Origin of the sequence: Bacteroides sp., from assembly GCF_019417265.1 — a bacterium.
Taxonomy (GTDB): domain Bacteria; phylum Bacteroidota; class Bacteroidia; order Bacteroidales; family Bacteroidaceae; genus Phocaeicola.
This window is the reverse complement of sequence record NZ_DXVR01000064.1, coordinates 1-16,481: the sequence shown is the minus strand read 5'-3', so window position 1 is coordinate 16,481 and position 16,481 is coordinate 1. Positions and strand designations below refer to the sequence as shown.

Genomic DNA, 16,481 nt, shown 5'->3' with positions numbered 1-16,481 from the left:
TTCGTCACGCCGATGGTACTGCATATTGTGGGAGAGTAGGTAGCTGCCGTTTTAACAGAAAAGTCCCCGAGGTAGAGATACTTCGGGGACTTTCGTTTTTTAGTCTTTGTTTTAATTTAAGAAACTGTTTCCATTATATGAAAATCTGATATATCTTTGTATTGATTATATAAAACGTTTTTATTATGGAAACAATACTTCCTTATGCACTGTTGTGTTTTACATCGTTCTTTACTCTTACAAACCCTTTGGGTACAATGCCGGTGTTTCTGACTATGACAAAAGGTTTGGATGAAAGTGAAAGAAGTCATATCGTGAAACGAGCTACGATTATCTCATTTCTTATTCTGATTGGCTTTACATTCTGCGGTCAGTTCCTTTTCAAATTCTTTGGTATCTCTACAAACGGTTTTAGAATTGCTGCAGGCATTATTATTCTTAAGATAGGATATGATATGCTTCAGGCAAGATATACGAATACAAAGCTAAAAGATGAGGAAATAAAGGCATATGCAAATGATATATCCATTACTCCATTGTCAATTCCTATGTTATGTGGTCCCGGAGCCATAGCAAACGGGATAATTCTGATGGATGATGCGGACAGCTGGGTCCTGAAAGCAACGCTCATAAGTGTAATCGCAATAGTTTATATATTGACATATATTATTCTACGTCTGTCGACTCGTCTGGTGAAGATTATGGGAGAGACTGGCAATAATGTTATGATGCGACTGATGGGACTTATTCTGATGGTGATAGCCGTGGAATGCTTCGTAGGAGGAGTAAAGCCGATATTGCTCGAAATAATACACAATCCTTCATTGTAGATATAAAACCAGAACGACCGTTACTTCATTGGAGCAACGGTCGTTCTGGTTTTTATTTATTATTGCTTGTTGTCATCGGAATGTTTAGGATAGTCGATAGTGTAATGCAGTCCTCGACTTTCTTTTCTTTCCATAGCCTGACGTGTGATAAGATATCCTACGTTAATCATGTTTCTGAGTTCGCATATCTCTCGTGAGGCCTTAACGCGCTTGAACAGTCTTTCTGTCTCTTCATAGAGGATATCAAGTCTGTTCCATGCTCTGACAAGGCGGAGATTACTTCTCACAATACCGACGTACGATTCCATAATCTGGTTTACTTCGTTCATGCTTTGAGTGATGAGCACTCTTTCCTCAGTACTGATTGTACCTTCGTCATTCCATTCAGGGATGTCTTCATTGAAGTCGTATCTGTCGATAACGCTCACTGCATGCTGTGCTGCTGCATCTGCATAAACTATTGCTTCAATCAGTGAGTTTGATGCCAGACGGTTTCCTCCGTGGAGACCTGTGCATGAACATTCGCCTATGGCATACAGACGGCGTATGCTTGACTGTCCGTCCAAATCAACTTTAATACCTCCGCAAAGGTAGTGGGCTGCAGGGGCAACAGGGATATAGTCTTTTGTGATGTCTATACCAAGGCTCAGACATTTCTTGTATATGTTAGGGAAATGTTTCTTGGTTTCTTCTGGGTCTTTGTGAGTTACATCGAGATAAACATGGTCCTCACCGCGCTGTTTCATCTCGCTGTCTATGGCACGTGCCACTATATCGCGAGGAGCCAATGACAGGCGTGGGTCATACTTATGCATGAATTCTTCTCCGGCAAGGTTTCTGAGGACACCGCCATATCCGCGCATAGCCTCAGTTATAAGGAAGCTTGGACGGTCGCCCGGATGGAATAGTGCAGTAGGGTGGAACTGTATGAACTCCATATCCTTTACGGCACCTTTCGCACGATATACCATTGCTATACCGTCGCCTGTAGCCACAAGTGGGTTTGTAGTGTGTCTGTACACAGCCTCACATCCTCCTGTAGCCATAACTGTGACTTTAGATAGGAAAGTGTCAACCTCACCGGTTTGTTCATTTAGAATGTATGCTCCGAAACATTTTATCCCCGGTGTGTGACGTGTAACAATTATACCGAGATGATGCTGAGTGATAAGCTCAACGGCATAGAAATTTGAGAATATAGTAATATTCGGATTCTGTTTTACTGCTTCAATCAGGCTGGTCTGGATTTCAGCTCCTGTATTATCCTTGTGGTGAAGGATTCTGAATTCGGAATGACCACCTTCTTTATGCAGGTCGAATTCTCCTTTATCATTTTTGTCGAAGTCAACTCCCCACTTTATCAGTTCCTCTATCTGCTTAGGGGCGTTAGTAATGACTTTTTCTACAGCGGCAGGGTCGCTTATCCAGTCGCCTGCAACCATTGTGTCATGGATATGTTTCTCAAAGTTGTCAACTTTGAGATTCGTAACAGAAGCAATACCTCCTTGTGCAAAATAAGTATTGGCTTCTTCCATTCCGGCCTTGCATATCAATGCAACCGATCCTTTATGCGCCACTTTAAGCGCAAAACTCATTCCGGCAATACCAGAGCCGATAACGAGAAAATCGAATTTCCTAACCATAATAAATTTGTATCTACGATGCAAAACTACTAAAAAGTTGTCATATAGCTCATGGCATACGGTTATTTTATAAAACTTTTCAATGAAATAAATCATAAAAACAGATAAAGAAAATCCGATTTAGTGGTTTATTAGTAAATTAATTTTTATCTTCACAGAAAATTATTTGGTTGTTGATAAATTCTTGAATATATGGATAGAACGTTTAAGACCGAAGTTGGATGGTGGTATTGGATTCTTATATCTGTCACATCTCTTCTTCTCTTCTTTTTCTTCTGGATGCACGACACGGTGTTGGCGCTGATTATGGCCATATTAGTGATATATGAGATAGAAATGCTTATACACACTCAATATGTAATAACAGATAGCGGTCTTTTGAGAGTGGAAACAGGCCGTTTTGTGAAAGGTTTCACTCTGAATATAGACCAGATAGAATCTGTCAGGCCGGTTCGTTCAATGATATTCTGGGCTCCGGCATTGTCTTTCTACAGACTTGAGATAAAATACAACGGGAACAATAAAACCATTAAAGTGCAGGTTTCACCGCGGAATAAAGATTCTTTTATCTCAAAACTGAAATCGATGAACGGCAAGATTGCAATCTTGGAGTAAACACTAACTAACTTTATACCTTTATATACTATGGATTTTCAATTAGCTATTATTGGTGGCGGACCGGCCGGTTATTCTGCTGCCGAAGCAGCCGGTAAAGCCGGTCTGAGTGTAGTTCTTTTCGAGAAAAATGCTTTAGGGGGCGTTTGCCTTAACGAAGGATGTATTCCGACTAAGACATTGTTATATTCTGCAAAAGTTCTTGATGGGGCAAGAAATGCCTCAAAATATGCTGTAAAGGTAGATAATGTATCATTTGACCTTGCAAAGATAGTAAGCCGAAAACAGAAAGTAGTCCGTAAGCTTGTGCTTGGAATAAAAAACAAGATGAGCGAGGCGGGTGTTGCTGTAGTTTCAGGAGAGGCTTATATACAGGATAAGAACACGATTAAATGCGGTGATGAGGTGTACAAATGTGAAAAACTGATGCTATGCACAGGCAGCAGAACATTTGTACCTCCTGTCAAAGGATTGGACAGCATAGACTACTGGACACACAGAGAAGCCCTCGACTGCAAGGAACAGCCAGAAAGTCTTGCTATAATAGGCGGTGGAGTCATAGGAATGGAGTTTGCATCATATTTCTGTAGCCTTGGAGTGAAAGTCACTGTCATCGAAATGACTTCAGAAATCCTTGGAGGAATAGATAAAGAGATTGCTTCTCTTCTTAGAGCCGAATACGCAAAGAAAGGCATCAGCTTCATACTTGATGCCAAGGTGACTGAAATATGCAACGGAGATTCAGGACAAGTCACTGTTAAGTATCAGACTGCAGACGGCGAAGGATGTGTGGAATCCGCGAAACTGTTGGTCAGTGCCGGACGACATGCCTGTACAGAAGGATATGGGCTGGAAAATCTATCTCTTGAGTTTACTCTGCAACAGAGAATCAAGATTGATACCAAGACTATGATGACTTCAGTCGATGGAGTTTATGCTTGCGGTGATATCACAGGCTTCTCTATGCTTGCCCATACCGCAGTGAGAGAAGCAGAGGTTGCAGTCAGTCATATATGTGGAAAAGACGACAATATGAGTTATAAGGCCATTCCGGGAGTGGTATATACAACTCCGGAAGTGGCATCTGTGGGTCTGACTGAAGAAATGGCCAAAATGGCAGGATTCGATTATAAAGCAGTGAAACTTCCTATGGCATATTCCGGAAGGTTTGTTGCCGAGAATGAAGGAATGAACGGTGTATGCAAGATAATTACAACTTCCAATAATACTATAATAGGAGCGCATATATTAGGAAATCCCGCATCGGAACTTATAGTGATAGCCGGAATGATGATAGAAGAAGGCAGGAAACTTGAGGATTTCAGGAAATATGTCTTCCCACATCCTACTGTTGGTGAAATTTTCAGAGAGTTTTAATCTTTTATTTCAAATCTCGCTATATTTGTAGACGGTTTTTAAATGCTTTTTAAACGGCGTTTAAAAACCGTTTAAACGATATATAAATAAGAACGAGATAAACATGACAAGAACTATTTTCAAAACATTCTCATTATTCACTATGCTTCTGTTCTGTGTGTCATCATATTCGCAGATAATAGCCGACAGAATAGATTCGCTTATCAGCCACTCCTCATTTCTGAATACGTCCGAAGTCGGAATTCTGGTATATGACCTCACATCGAAACAGGAATTATACAGATACCAGGCAGAAAAACTGTACAGGCCGGCTTCTGTAGAAAAAGTCATAACTTCGGTAACAGCACTTTCCGTTCTTGGCAAGGATTATCAGATAAAGACAGGACTGTCGTATTCAGGATATATTGAAGGCGACACACTATACGGAGATATATATGTGAAAGGCGATTTCGACCCTGAATTTATGCAGGAAGATATGGACACTATGGTAGAAGCCATATCGAATATAGGTGTACACGGTGTGAAAGGCCGTCTGATAGGCGATGTGTCGATGATGGATTCCGTTTATTGGGGGCCGGGATGGGCATGGGATGATACTCCCGATACTTTCCAGCCATACCTTTCGCCTTTGATGCTGAACCGTGGGTGTGTAAACATCAGCATATCTCCTTCCGGGGGAAAAGCTAATGTGGAAATTAAACCGGAATCGGATTTTTATACCGTTGATAATACAACTTCTGCTTCAGGAGGTAATGTAAGGGCAACACGCGGCTGGCTTCACAACGACAATACAATAACCATATCCGGCAATGTAAGACATAAGACAAGCACTTCGATGAATATTTTCGATACAAAAGGCTTCTTTATGCATACACTCCGCTATCAGTTGCAGGGAAAGGGAATATTTATCCCAAAGGATAGTGTTGCATATGGTGATATGCCTGAGAATACTAAAGGTATAATTACAGTATATAGAGATATAGATGAGGTGCTGAAACGTGCATTGAAAGAGAGTGACAATCTATCTGCCGAAGCCCTGTTCTTTCATGCGACGAGAGAAATCAGCAACGGTAAGAAGAACCTCAGTCATAAGGACGGACAGAATGCCATCTATAAGTTTCTGAAGACCGATATAGGCTTCGACAGCCGTAAATTCAGGATTGTGGACGGTTGCGGAGTGTCCGACTATAACTATGTATCTCCTGAACTTATAATGGGCTATCTGAAATACGCTTTCAGCTCACCATTGATATTCCATCCGTTCTATGACAGTCTGCCGATAGCCGGTATTGACGGAACATTGCAATACAGGATGGGTAAAGGAAAAACATTCAGAAACGTTCGGGCAAAGACAGGAACTCTGACAGGTGTATGTTCGTTGGCCGGTTATGTCACTTCTCCTGCCAGACATACCATTGCATTTGTCATTATCAATCAGAATGTTCTGAAATATGTCTCGGCACGTCGTTTTCAGGATGAGATTTGTAATATTCTTTCTACATGTGATTGACATATATCAAGGCAAAACTATATATATAAATATTTAAAAACATGTTATTTCTATGATATTAAACATTTTTGTACATATTCTGTACATTTTTGTGTGCGATAACGGGAATAATTTATTACTTTTGTGGAGATGATTTATTAAACAGTATTTATTAATTGTATTATTATGGTAAACTTTTCACTTGAAGGTAAGGTTGCTCTTGTAACAGGTGCATCTTACGGTATCGGTTTTGCTATTGCTTCTGCATATGCTAAGGCTGGTGCAAAAATCGTATTTAATGACATCAAACAGGAATTGGTAGATAAAGGTATCGCTGCTTACAAAGAACTCGGTATCGATGCTCACGGTTATGTATGCGATGTTACTAACGAAGAAGCAGTTAACGCTATGGTTGCTCAGATTGAAAAGGAAGTAGGCGTTATCGATATCTTGGTTAACAATGCAGGTATCATCAAGCGTATTCCTATGACTGAAATGACTGCTGCTGAATTCCGTCAGGTAATCGATGTAGACCTAAACGCTCCATTCATCGTTTCTAAGGCAGTTATCCCAAGCATGATAAAGAAAGGTCACGGAAAGATTATCAACATCTGCTCTATGATGAGTGAACTTGGTCGTGAAACAGTTTCTGCATATGCTGCTGCTAAGGGTGGTCTTAAGATGCTTACTCGCAACATTGCTTCTGAATATGGTGAATTCAACATCCAGTGTAACGGTATCGGCCCTGGTTATATCGCTACTCCTCAGACTGCTCCTCTTCGCGAACGTCAGGCAGACGGCTCACGTCATCCATTCGATGCATTCATTATAGCTAAGACTCCTGCTGCTCGTTGGGGTAACCCGGAAGACTTGGCAGGTCCGGCTGTATTCTTGGCTTCAGATGCTTCTAACTTCGTAAACGGTCACGTATTGTACGTTGACGGTGGTATCTTGGCATACATCGGAAAGCAGCCTAAATAATTAATGGTCGCCAATAGAGAATAATATTATATATGGTCCTGCCGGAATATTGCTTTCCGGTAGGACTTTTTTTGTTTTAAGCCTTATAAATTGAGTATGAAAAAGTTATTTGTATCTGCTGCTGTTGTTGCTATGATGGCTTCGTGTGCACAGGAGAAAGGAGTTACAGTTTCTGTTTCAAACCCATTGAAAATAGACCGCGTGGAAGAAATAGTAGAGATTTCTGCCGACGACGTATTGGGTAAACTGAAACTTGACGAAACAGCAGAATTTATTATCGTAGACGAAAACAATGTAGAAGTACCATATCAGCTTACAGCAGACAATAAGATTATATTCCCTGCTACAGTAAAGGCTGAAGCTACCGCATCTTACAGTATAACTAAGGGACAGCCTTCGCATGTAAATACCGTGGTTTACGGTCGTCAGTATCCTGAAAGACTTGACGATGTGGCTTGGGAAAATGACAAGGCTGCGTATCGTGCATATGGTCCTGCATTGCAGAAAAAAGGAGAACAGGCATACGGATATGATGTCTTTACTAAGAGTGTTTCCGAACTTGTTGTAGAAGACCGTTATGCTATGGAGCTTGACAAGGATGCCAGAGCAATGATTAAAAAACTCCGTGAAGAAGGTAAGAAAGCTGAAGCTGACAGTATCTCGAAAGCTATCTCTTATCATATAGATCATGGCAATGGTATGGACTGCTATGCCGTAGGTCCTACTTTGGGAGGCGGAACAGCAGCTTTGATGCCTGATTCTGTTTTAGCTTATCCTTATTGTTATAATAGTTATGAGATATTGGACAATGGTCCGCTTAGATTTACTGTCAAGATGGAATTCAATCCTCTTACTATTGATGGTGATACTACTGTGGTTGAAACACGTGTGATTCAGTTAGATAAAGGTTCTCATCTGAACAAGACAACAGTAAGCTATACTTCACTTAAGAAGGATTATCCGATTGGAGTAGGTTTGGTCGTTCATGATGCTGCACCTGACAAATATTCCATGGATGCTAATGCCGGATATATTGCATATGCAGATCCAACTACTGATGTTAAGGCCAATAACGGTATAATCTATTTGGGAGCTGTGTTCCCTAACCAGTTGGAAGTTGCCAAGTTCCAGTCTTTTGACAAGCCTGTATCAGGAGCTGTAGGCCATGTTATGGGTATCAATACATACCAGCCGGGCGATGAGTTCGAATATTATTGGGGTTCTGCATGGAGTAAATGCGGATTCGATGATGAGAAATGGAACTCATATCTTGAAGAATATGCCAAGAAAGTTAGAAACCCGTTGTCTGTTACAGTAAAATAACAACCTACTATTTATAATGAAAACAAGCCATCATTACCGGTATCTGATACCAATGTAATGATGGCTTTATTTGTTTCTGTGTCTAATCGAAAACCTTAAATTCATATCCCTGTTCCATAAGCCATTCTATAGCCTTAGGCAGGGCATATCTGATGTTTTCTTCCGATTTCAGTGAGTCGTGGAAAGTGATTATAGAGCCGTTGCGGACATATTTCTTTACTTTCTGCAGTATCTGTTCGCCGTTGAACTTGCGGTTATAATCTCGTGTTACCAAGTCCCACATTATAATCTTGTATCTTTTCTTCAGCTCGGCATACTGTTTCGGGCTCATATATCCGTGAGGCGGTCTGAAGAGGTTGGTGTTCATCATCATTCTGCATGCCTTATCCGTGTTTTCGAGATATGAGTTTATGTCATAGCTCAGTCCGCGGATATGGTTGAATGTGTGATTCCCTATTCTGTGTCCTCTTTCCACTACCATACGGAACTCATCAGGATGTTTGCGGATATTATCTCCCACCATAAAGAAAGTGGCCTTTATTCCATATCTGTCGAGGACGTCAAGAACCCACGGAGTGACTCTTGGAATCGGACCATCGTCGAATGTCAGATATACAGCCCTTTCGTCTTTATCCATCCGCCATATGGCAGATGGATAAAGGTATCTTATTAGTTGTGGGGGTTGTTCTATAAACATTTTTTTAGTTGTTAGTTTTTAGTTGTCAGTTGTATCTGCATGGCTCTAAAAACTAAGAACCAACAACTAACAACTTATTGTTTTCAATTCTTTCCGACTCTAGTCTCAAGCAGCGAGTACAGTTCCTGGAACTTCTGGTTATAGTGAACGGCAGTCTGGCATACCTCACCGGTTTTGTCGTCCTTTATTTTTTCCAGGCTCTTGCATATCTCATCCAGACAGTAGATATTACGCAGACAGTTCTCGTACGACAGTGCAAAGCGTGAGTCATCAAGGCTCAGATACCATGTAATGTACTGTACATTGTTGTCTGCTATCTGGTCGAGGATATTCTCAGCTTTCTTATATTCGCCAAGTGTGATATAGTTGTCAGCCATTTCCTTAGAACTGCTGTAAATGTAGTCATGCCTTACAGTAGTGCTTGGAATAACTTTTTCGCAATAATCCAAAGCCTTTACAGCCTTGTCTTTCTTGCCTTCCTTTATAAGCTGGGTACTGAGCTGTACGAACATACGTCTGTGAGTGTCGCACATACGTGTCACAGTCTCGTCCAGATAGATGTCAGGATTATCTATACCGCCGAACTTGAACTTGTTCATCAGGTTATCGTACATCTTTTCGCTGTCTATGCTTCTACCCAACTTCTTGTTGTCGAAAGGAGTTATTCTGTAAGCAAGACCTTCCTGCAGGAAGTTGTTTGTCAGGTTAAGATGATTATCAGAGCCTACTGTGATAGCCATATAAAGCGGTCTTTCCCAGTTGGTGTTGGCAAGCATTTCGAGCATCATAAGTTCACTCTTATACAATACTCTCTTACCTTTCAGCGACAAGTGCATATAGTCAGGTATAGAGTCCGGTGTAAGCATTCCGGAGCGTTTGATGGCTTCCTTATCAAGCTTGATTACTATACTGTCAGTAGGAATCATCTGAAGTCCGTCCTTAGAGTTTCTCACCCAGTGTTCAAGGATGTTCTTCAGCTCGTACGGATTCTCACCGAATTCAGCTTTTGCCTCTTCAGGATTCTGCTTGTAATAGTTGTTGATAGTCTGCATAGCCTCCGGACGGACATATACAGCCTCGTTATGTCCGGAAACGTAGTCGATACGCTCCCAGTTGATAGGTACAGAAGGAGAGTCATATGCAGGACGTTTCATCTGGTCTATATACCAGTCTGTCTGGAGGTAGCTGAGGTTACATACACGTACATCGGTACGGAAACCTTCAGTTTCCTGGTTGTACCACAATGGGAAAGTATCATTGTCACCGTTTGTGAATATGATAGGACATCCTTCTTCCTGAACAGTCTTCAGATAGTTCTGTCCGAAATCGCGGCAAGTATAACGTCCGCTACGGTCGTGGTCGTCCCAAGTCTGGCTTACCATCTGCAGAGGTACAAGCAGACACAAAACAGCCGTGATGGAAGCAGCAGTAGTTTCGTTCATCTTCTTGCGCAGATATTCAGTGATACCGGCCACACCAAGACCAATCCATATTGCAAAGGCATAGAATGAACCGGCATAAGCATAATCACGTTCACGTGGCTGCAGCGGAGTCTGGTTCAGGTAAAGCACAATAGCGAGACCTGTCATGAAGAACAGGAAGAATACAATCCAGAACTGCTGTATTCCCTTGTCGCCCTTATATGCCTGCCAGAACAGACCTATAAGTCCCAATATCAGAGGCAGACAGTAGAATACGTTGTGTCCCTTGTTGTTTTTCAGACTGTCAGGCAGTAATGTCTGGTCGCCTACGAGCATATTGTCTATAAACGGAATACCCGTAATCCAGTTTCCATGCTCTATTTCTCCCTGACCCTGTATGTCGTTCTGTCGTCCGGCAAAGTTCCACATGAAGTATCTCCAGTACATGTAGTTTAGCTGGTATATAAAGAAAAACTTGATGTTTTCCCATTGTGTAGGGATTTTAACCATAATCATTTCTCCACATTGGTCGTAAGGAACCTGCTTTCCTTTTATGCCTCCTACCCAAGATTCATATGCCTGGGCATGCGATTCGCTGTACATACGTGGAAACAGCATATTCTGTGCATATTTATAGTCTGTTCTGTGACGAACTATTTCGTAGCTGTCCTTTTCGTCAGGAGTTTCCTTTTCCTTACGCTGATATACCGGAGCACCTTCAACCACATCATACACACATCCTCCGTCAACCTGTTTCAATGCCGGTTTTGAGGCATAAGTCTGACCGTAGAACAGAGGTCGTGTACCATACTGTTCACGTCCCAAGTATTCACCAAGAGTGAATATGTCTTCCGGTGAGTTCTGGTCCATAGGGGTATTGGCCGACGAACGTATCACGATTACTGCATACGAAGAATATCCCACTACTATCATCATCAGTGCCAAAAGAGATGTGTTCAGTGTACGTGCGCTGACACGGTATTTTTCGCTAAGGTCGGCAAACAGGTATGCGGCCAATATACCTAGCACTATTATACCGATTATTATACTGCTCCATCCGTGTCCGTAGAAAGGAATACCGAGAAGTCCCAATGTAAGCAGGAAGGATATATTCATCAGTTTGCGGCTTCTCACTGTATAACTTTCGTAAACACCCCAGATAAGAGATGCCGCCATGATTATGATGTATATTATAAGACCTGTGTTGAAAGGCATTCCAAGACTGTTTACGAACAACAGTTCAAACCATCCTCCCACTTTCACAATACCCGGTACGATACCGTAAAGCACTGCAGCAATGATAACCATTGAACCGCAGAGAGCAAGAAGACTTCCTTTAAGATTTGCTTCAGGATTTTTCTTGTAGTAATAAACCAATACAATGGCAGGAATACACAGCAGGTTAAGCAAGTGTACACCTATCGAAAGTCCTGTAAGATAAGCAATCAATATCAGCCAGCGGTCGCTGTGAGGTTCGTTAGCACGGTTCTCCCATTTCAGAATAAGCCAGAAAACCACAGCTGTAAACAAGCTTGAATAAGCATAAACCTCGCCTTCTACAGCACTGAACCAGAATGTGTCGCTCCATGTATATGCCAAAGCACCTACCAGACCTGAGCCCATAATGGTAATCAGTTTGCCGGTTGTCATATCCTCAATGTCAGGACATACCAGTTTCTTTGTAAGATGTGTGATACTCCAGAAAAGGAAAAGAATACATGCCGCACTCATCAATGCACTCATGATATTTACCATCAGTGCCACTTGTGAAGGGTCGGAAGCGAACAGACTGAATAAGTTAGCCGTAAGCATGAAGAAAGGTGCGCCAGGCGGGTGTCCTACTTCCAGTTTGTAACCGGTGGTGATAAATTCCGGGCAGTCCCAGAAACTGGCTGTAGGCTCGATAGTCATGCTGTAAGTTATAGCTGCAATGGCGAAAGCAAGCCATCCTACCAGATTGTTAATCTTGTTGTACTGTTTCATGAATTAAATATTTAACTTTGTTGACCGTTGGTTAATTTCATTTCATTGACCGTTGGTTAACTTCGTTTACCGTTGGTTCTGTTATTATCGTTAAAAACAAGCGCAAAGATAATAAAGAATTGAAAATGATAACAGTTTGACAATCTTAAAGTTTCTTTATAAATACGGGTATGATATGTTGGAAAAAAAATGCTTCGTCGTTTTGGATTGAACGACGAAGCATTTTGATTTGAATGACGGGGCGTTTTGTTTAAGTTGAAAAAAGACCGTTTTCCCGCCCAAAGGCAGGAAACAGTCCTTCTCCTACTACAACATAAATATTATTATCCCATTTTACCGGTGAGGTATGCACGAGTGCGTTCGTCCTCAGGATTGGTAAACATTTTCTGTGTGTTATCGTATTCTATCAGCTCGCCCAGGAACATGAACATTGAGCGGTCTGAGATACGTTTTGCCTGCGACATATTGTGTGTCACGATAAGGATAGTCACCTCCTTCTTCAGTTCGATAAGAAGTTCCTCGATGTGTTTTGTCGCGATAGGGTCAAGTGCAGAAGTCGGTTCGTCCATAAGCAGGATGTCAGGCTGGAGAGCGAGCGAACGTGCGATGCACAGACGCTGCTGCTGACCTCCTGAAAGGAAAGTACCACGTTTTGTGAGTGAGTCTTTCACCTCGTCCCAAAGCATTACGTTGCGGAGATTGCGTTCCACTATTTCGTCTTTCTTGCTCTTGGAGAGTTTTATGCCGTTCAGAATGTAACCTGCAAGAACATTATCGTAGATGTTCATTGTAGGGAACGGGTTAGGACGCTGGAACACCATACCGATGCGTCGACGTTCTTCCGTAGGGTCCATTTCGAGTACGTTTTCGCCGTTAAGCAATATCTTACCCGTAACGTTGATATTCTTGTAAAGTTCGTGCATACGGTTTACCGCACGGAGCAATGTACTCTTACCGCAGCCTGAAGGTCCCATGATGGCAGTGATGGTATTTTTCTCAACATCAGCGCTTACATTCTTCACTGCCATTATTTTACCTGTATATGATATTGATACGTTCTGAATCTGAAGGATAGGGTCTTTTATATTTTCCATTTTTTCGCAATTCTTTTAGCTAATAAGTTTAAACATAATACGAAGGTGAGCAGGAACAAGGATGCTCCCCAGATGAGGCTTTGGAGGTTAGGGTCGTTGAAGAACTCCCAGATAAGCAATGGTACTGCCGACATCGGGCGTGCCATGTTCCAACTGATAGCCGCACCTCCAAGTGCTGTAAACATAAGTGGTGCTGTTTCGCCTACTACACGCGAAATGGCAAGAAGGATACCTGTGAAAATACTTCCGAATGCCGATGGAACCATTACCTGGAGCATTACTCTCCAATAACTTCCTCCGAGTGCAAGACCTGCCTCTTTGAGTGTTTCGGGAAGAATTTTCATAGTCTCTTCTGTAGAACGGATTATGAGTGGAAGCATCATGATGAACAGTGCCATACTGCCGGCAAAAGCCGAATATCCTTTCATTGGGACTACTACCCAGATGTATGTGATGATACCTATGATAATGGATGGTGTTCCCTGAAGAAGGTCGGTAAGGTAGCTCACGATAGTTGTAAACCAGTTTCCTCTGAACTCAGAAAGGCAGATACCGCAGAATATGCCTACAGGTATAGCTACTATTGCAGCAAGGAAAAGCATAAGGAATGTTCCCACGATACCGTTTGCTATACCTCCCGGAATTGTCTGGCCGGCTTCGATTGCCTGCATGGCCTTATATGCGTTTGGAGTTGCTTCTGTAATGAACGACCAGCCCAACTGTTCCCAACCTTTGATGAATACCTCGCCTAAGATGGCAAGCAATGGTATAGCTGTCAGACCGGACAGGACGCATACTGTCCAGAAGAGAAGCGTATTCTTGAATTTTCGTATCTGTAGTTTATTGTCTTTTACTATCATATTCGTCTGATTGTTGGTTTGTTATACGTGCTGGGCGCGGCGTATAAGTATCTTTCCTATCATGTTTATTATAGCTGTAATGAGGAACAGGAGCAGACCTATTGCGATGAGTGACGAAAGTTTCAGTCCGTCTGCCTCACCAAACTGGTTGGCGATGATACTTGCCATAGTGTTACCTGTTGTTCTCAGTGTTTCAGGCATTTGGTTTGTGTTACCGATAAGCATTGTGACTGTCATTGTTTCGCCCAATGCACGTCCGATGGCAAGGATATATGCCGAGAAGATACCTGAACCTGCCATAGGGAATATAACGCGGCGGATTACTTCGGCACGGGTAGCTCCCATAGCATAAGCTCCTTCCTTAAGGTCGGATGGTACCATCTTGATGAACTCTGCACTCAGTGATGCTGCGTATGGTACAATCATTATGGCAAGAACGAATGCTGCTGTAAGGATTCCTGAACCCTGTGGAGAAAGGTTGAGGTGCATAAATACGTGACGCAATGCATAGAATCCCCATAAACCGTAGATAATAGAAGGAATACCTGCCAGCAAATCTACTACTGTACTCAGAATGGTTGCTACTTTCTTCCCTTTGAAATATTCACCGGTAAATAGTGCTACAGGAAGCGAGAATGGAATACACATGAGCAGTGCAAGCAGTGTTGTAAGAAGTGTACCTGTGATGAAAGGCAGTGCTCCGTATTTTTCTTTTCCGGCTGTAGTAACCCACTCGTCGGAGAAAATGAAATTCCAGAAACCGAAATGCTCGAATGCTCCTGAAGCATCATTCACTAAAGAGAATACAATCCCAACTCCAATGACAGGGATTATTATTGCTGATATTATGAGTAATGCCTTGAATATCTTGTCTTGCATGTTTTCTTAGTTGTTTGTTGTTAGTTTTTAGGTGAGAAGTTAACTTACTTCAAGATTGCCTGTCCGTCGAAAGTAACTTCTTTCAGGTTCTGAAGGCTCTTTTCGATTGCGCTCTGTGGCAGTGGAGCATAGTGTACTGTTTCTGTTGTTTTCTGTACATCTGCGCTCAACATATACTGAAGCATGTCAAGAGTAGCCTGAGCCTGCTCGATTGTACGGTCTGAGTAGTTCTGTTCCTTGTAGATAATCAACCAAGTGAAGCAGCTGATAGGATATGCACCTGCAGCGTCTGCATTTGTGATTGAACAGCGAGTGTCCTGTGGAATTTCGCCTGCTGCAGCTGCAGAGATACTTTCTGTAGATGGAGTAACGAGTTCGCCACGTACATTCATAACGCTTGCATATGGGATTTTCTGTGCGAAAGCATATTCAGAACCGATATAACCGATTGAGTATGGAGTCTGACGGATGATACCTGCTACACCCGGGTTACCTTTAGCAGCCTGACCAACTTTGAAATCAACTGTCTTACCGCAACCGAAGTTGTTCTTCCAGTCTTCGCTTACTTTGCTCAAATAGTCAGTGAACACGAAAGTTGTACCACTACCGTCTGAACGATATGCCGGGATGATATCTTTTTCTGGAAGTTTTGTGTCCGGGTTCAGTTTCTGAAGACGTTCGTCGTTCCATTTTGTGATTTTACCTGCAAAGATGTCAGCTATTACATCACCTGAGAGGTTCAAAGCTGATATTTCAGGAAGGTTGTATGCCAACACTACGGCACCCATACATGTCGGGATGTGTACAACCGGTTTCATTTCGCTCATTTCCTTGTCTGAAAGGAATGCGTCGCTACCTGCGAAATCAACGATACCGTCTTTGAGGTTGCGGACACCACCGCCACTACCGATACCACCGTATGATACTTTATTGTTGCCTGTTGTTCCGTAAGAGTCGAATGACATTGTGTAGAAAGGAAGTGGGAATGTTGCTCCGGCACCTGTAAGTTCTACTCCGTTTGAATTCTGTCCGCCGCAAGAAGAAACTATTGCTGCAAACACACCTGCAATGAGTGATAAATAAATCTTTTTCATACCTTAAAAAATTAATATTCTGTTGTTTTATAGTTGTTTAATTATCGTTTAACCGCTGTTCAGGAGATGCTCACCAGGCGTTCACCGAGTGTTCACTGAACGTTTACTGAACAGTATCTGAACGGCTTCTGAACAGCGTTTAAACTGTCTTTTCCTGATTTTGGTTGACTGTTATAATGTCATTACCACTGATTA

At 42.2% G+C, this 16,481-nt stretch carries 13 protein-coding genes; 6 read left to right on the top strand and 7 right to left on the bottom strand.

Features of this window, described 5'->3' with window-relative positions; genetic code table 11:
• Positions 1 to 185 precede the first annotated feature (185 nt).
• Complete coding sequence (locus QZ379_RS08645) at positions 186 to 830, top strand: MarC family protein (protein WP_291563228.1); 645 nt, start codon at positions 186 to 188, stop codon at positions 828 to 830.
• Between the two features lie 59 nt (positions 831 to 889).
• Here QZ379_RS08645 and nadB read toward each other — a convergent pair whose 3' ends face one another.
• The gene (gene nadB, locus QZ379_RS08640) at positions 890 to 2,473 is read right to left on the bottom strand and encodes an L-aspartate oxidase (RefSeq protein ID WP_291563225.1); all 1,584 of its coding nucleotides are present in this window, start codon (positions 2,471 to 2,473) and stop codon (positions 890 to 892) included.
• A gap of 192 nt (positions 2,474 to 2,665) precedes the next feature.
• Between nadB and QZ379_RS08635 the strand changes: the two genes are divergently transcribed.
• The 5 genes from QZ379_RS08635 (at position 2,666) to QZ379_RS08615 (ending at position 8,258) form a co-directional block, all read left to right on the top strand.
• Positions 2,666 to 3,088, top strand: coding sequence for a PH domain-containing protein (locus QZ379_RS08635; protein WP_291563223.1), 423 nt, complete (start codon positions 2,666 to 2,668; stop codon positions 3,086 to 3,088).
• 30 nt (positions 3,089 to 3,118) lie between these two features.
• On the top strand, positions 3,119 to 4,465 hold the full coding sequence (lpdA, locus tag QZ379_RS08630; protein ID WP_291563221.1) for a dihydrolipoyl dehydrogenase: 1,347 nt from the start codon (positions 3,119 to 3,121) through the stop codon (positions 4,463 to 4,465).
• Between the two features lie 103 nt (positions 4,466 to 4,568).
• Complete coding sequence (gene dacB, locus QZ379_RS08625; RefSeq protein WP_291563218.1) at positions 4,569 to 5,975, top strand: D-alanyl-D-alanine carboxypeptidase/D-alanyl-D-alanine-endopeptidase; 1,407 nt, start codon at positions 4,569 to 4,571, stop codon at positions 5,973 to 5,975.
• Positions 5,976 to 6,140: 165 nt separating this feature from the next.
• Positions 6,141 to 6,935, top strand: coding sequence for a gluconate 5-dehydrogenase (locus QZ379_RS08620; RefSeq protein WP_291563212.1), 795 nt, complete (start codon positions 6,141 to 6,143; stop codon positions 6,933 to 6,935).
• 96 nt (positions 6,936 to 7,031) lie between these two features.
• Positions 7,032 to 8,258: a DUF4861 domain-containing protein gene (locus QZ379_RS08615; protein ID WP_291563209.1), complete on the top strand. Its 1,227-nt coding sequence runs from the start codon at positions 7,032 to 7,034 to the stop codon at positions 8,256 to 8,258.
• 82 nt (positions 8,259 to 8,340) lie between these two features.
• Here the strand turns inward: QZ379_RS08615 and QZ379_RS08610 are convergent, their stop codons facing one another.
• The 6 genes from QZ379_RS08610 to pstS all read right to left on the bottom strand — a co-directional run bounded on the left by QZ379_RS08610 (position 8,341) and on the right by pstS (position 16,286).
• Positions 8,341 to 8,955 carry a polysaccharide deacetylase family protein gene (locus QZ379_RS08610; protein WP_291563206.1) on the bottom strand — a complete coding sequence of 205 codons (615 nt, stop codon included), beginning with the start codon at positions 8,953 to 8,955 and terminating at the stop codon, positions 8,341 to 8,343.
• A gap of 83 nt (positions 8,956 to 9,038) precedes the next feature.
• Positions 9,039 to 12,359, bottom strand: coding sequence for a DUF2723 domain-containing protein (locus QZ379_RS08605; RefSeq protein ID WP_291563203.1), 3,321 nt, complete (start codon positions 12,357 to 12,359; stop codon positions 9,039 to 9,041).
• Between the two features lie 323 nt (positions 12,360 to 12,682).
• The gene (gene pstB, locus QZ379_RS08600) at positions 12,683 to 13,453 is read right to left on the bottom strand and encodes a phosphate ABC transporter ATP-binding protein PstB (protein WP_291563201.1); all 771 of its coding nucleotides are present in this window, start codon (positions 13,451 to 13,453) and stop codon (positions 12,683 to 12,685) included.
• Complete coding sequence (pstA, locus tag QZ379_RS08595) at positions 13,441 to 14,313, bottom strand: phosphate ABC transporter permease PstA (RefSeq protein WP_291563198.1); 873 nt, start codon at positions 14,311 to 14,313, stop codon at positions 13,441 to 13,443. Before pstA ends, pstB begins: the two co-directional genes overlap by 13 nt.
• A gap of 21 nt (positions 14,314 to 14,334) precedes the next feature.
• Positions 14,335 to 15,192, bottom strand: coding sequence for a phosphate ABC transporter permease subunit PstC (gene pstC / locus QZ379_RS08590; RefSeq protein WP_291563196.1), 858 nt, complete (start codon positions 15,190 to 15,192; stop codon positions 14,335 to 14,337).
• A 44-nt stretch (positions 15,193 to 15,236) separates the two neighbouring features.
• A complete protein-coding gene (pstS, locus tag QZ379_RS08585) occupies positions 15,237 to 16,286 on the bottom strand; it encodes a phosphate ABC transporter substrate-binding protein PstS (protein ID WP_291563193.1) in 1,050 nt (349 codons plus the stop codon).
• Positions 16,287 to 16,481 lie beyond the last annotated feature (195 nt).

Coding starts and splice junctions, on each gene's coding strand:
- pstA (WP_291563198.1), bottom strand. CDS start 14,313: ATGATAGTAAAAGACAATAAACTACAGATACGAAAATTCAAGAATACG.
- QZ379_RS08645 (WP_291563228.1), top strand. CDS start 186: ATGGAAACAATACTTCCTTATGCACTGTTGTGTTTTACATCGTTCTTT.
- pstB (WP_291563201.1), bottom strand. CDS start 13,453: ATGGAAAATATAAAAGACCCTATCCTTCAGATTCAGAACGTATCAATA.
- QZ379_RS08635 (WP_291563223.1), top strand. CDS start 2,666: ATGGATAGAACGTTTAAGACCGAAGTTGGATGGTGGTATTGGATTCTT.
- pstS (WP_291563193.1), bottom strand. CDS start 16,286: ATGAAAAAGATTTATTTATCACTCATTGCAGGTGTGTTTGCAGCAATA.
- QZ379_RS08615 (WP_291563209.1), top strand. CDS start 7,032: ATGAAAAAGTTATTTGTATCTGCTGCTGTTGTTGCTATGATGGCTTCG.
- QZ379_RS08620 (WP_291563212.1), top strand. CDS start 6,141: ATGGTAAACTTTTCACTTGAAGGTAAGGTTGCTCTTGTAACAGGTGCA.
- nadB (WP_291563225.1), bottom strand. CDS start 2,473: ATGGTTAGGAAATTCGATTTTCTCGTTATCGGCTCTGGTATTGCCGGA.
- lpdA (WP_291563221.1), top strand. CDS start 3,119: ATGGATTTTCAATTAGCTATTATTGGTGGCGGACCGGCCGGTTATTCT.
- QZ379_RS08610 (WP_291563206.1), bottom strand. CDS start 8,955: ATGTTTATAGAACAACCCCCACAACTAATAAGATACCTTTATCCATCT.
- QZ379_RS08605 (WP_291563203.1), bottom strand. CDS start 12,359: ATGAAACAGTACAACAAGATTAACAATCTGGTAGGATGGCTTGCTTTC.
- pstC (WP_291563196.1), bottom strand. CDS start 15,192: ATGCAAGACAAGATATTCAAGGCATTACTCATAATATCAGCAATAATA.
- dacB (WP_291563218.1), top strand. CDS start 4,569: ATGACAAGAACTATTTTCAAAACATTCTCATTATTCACTATGCTTCTG.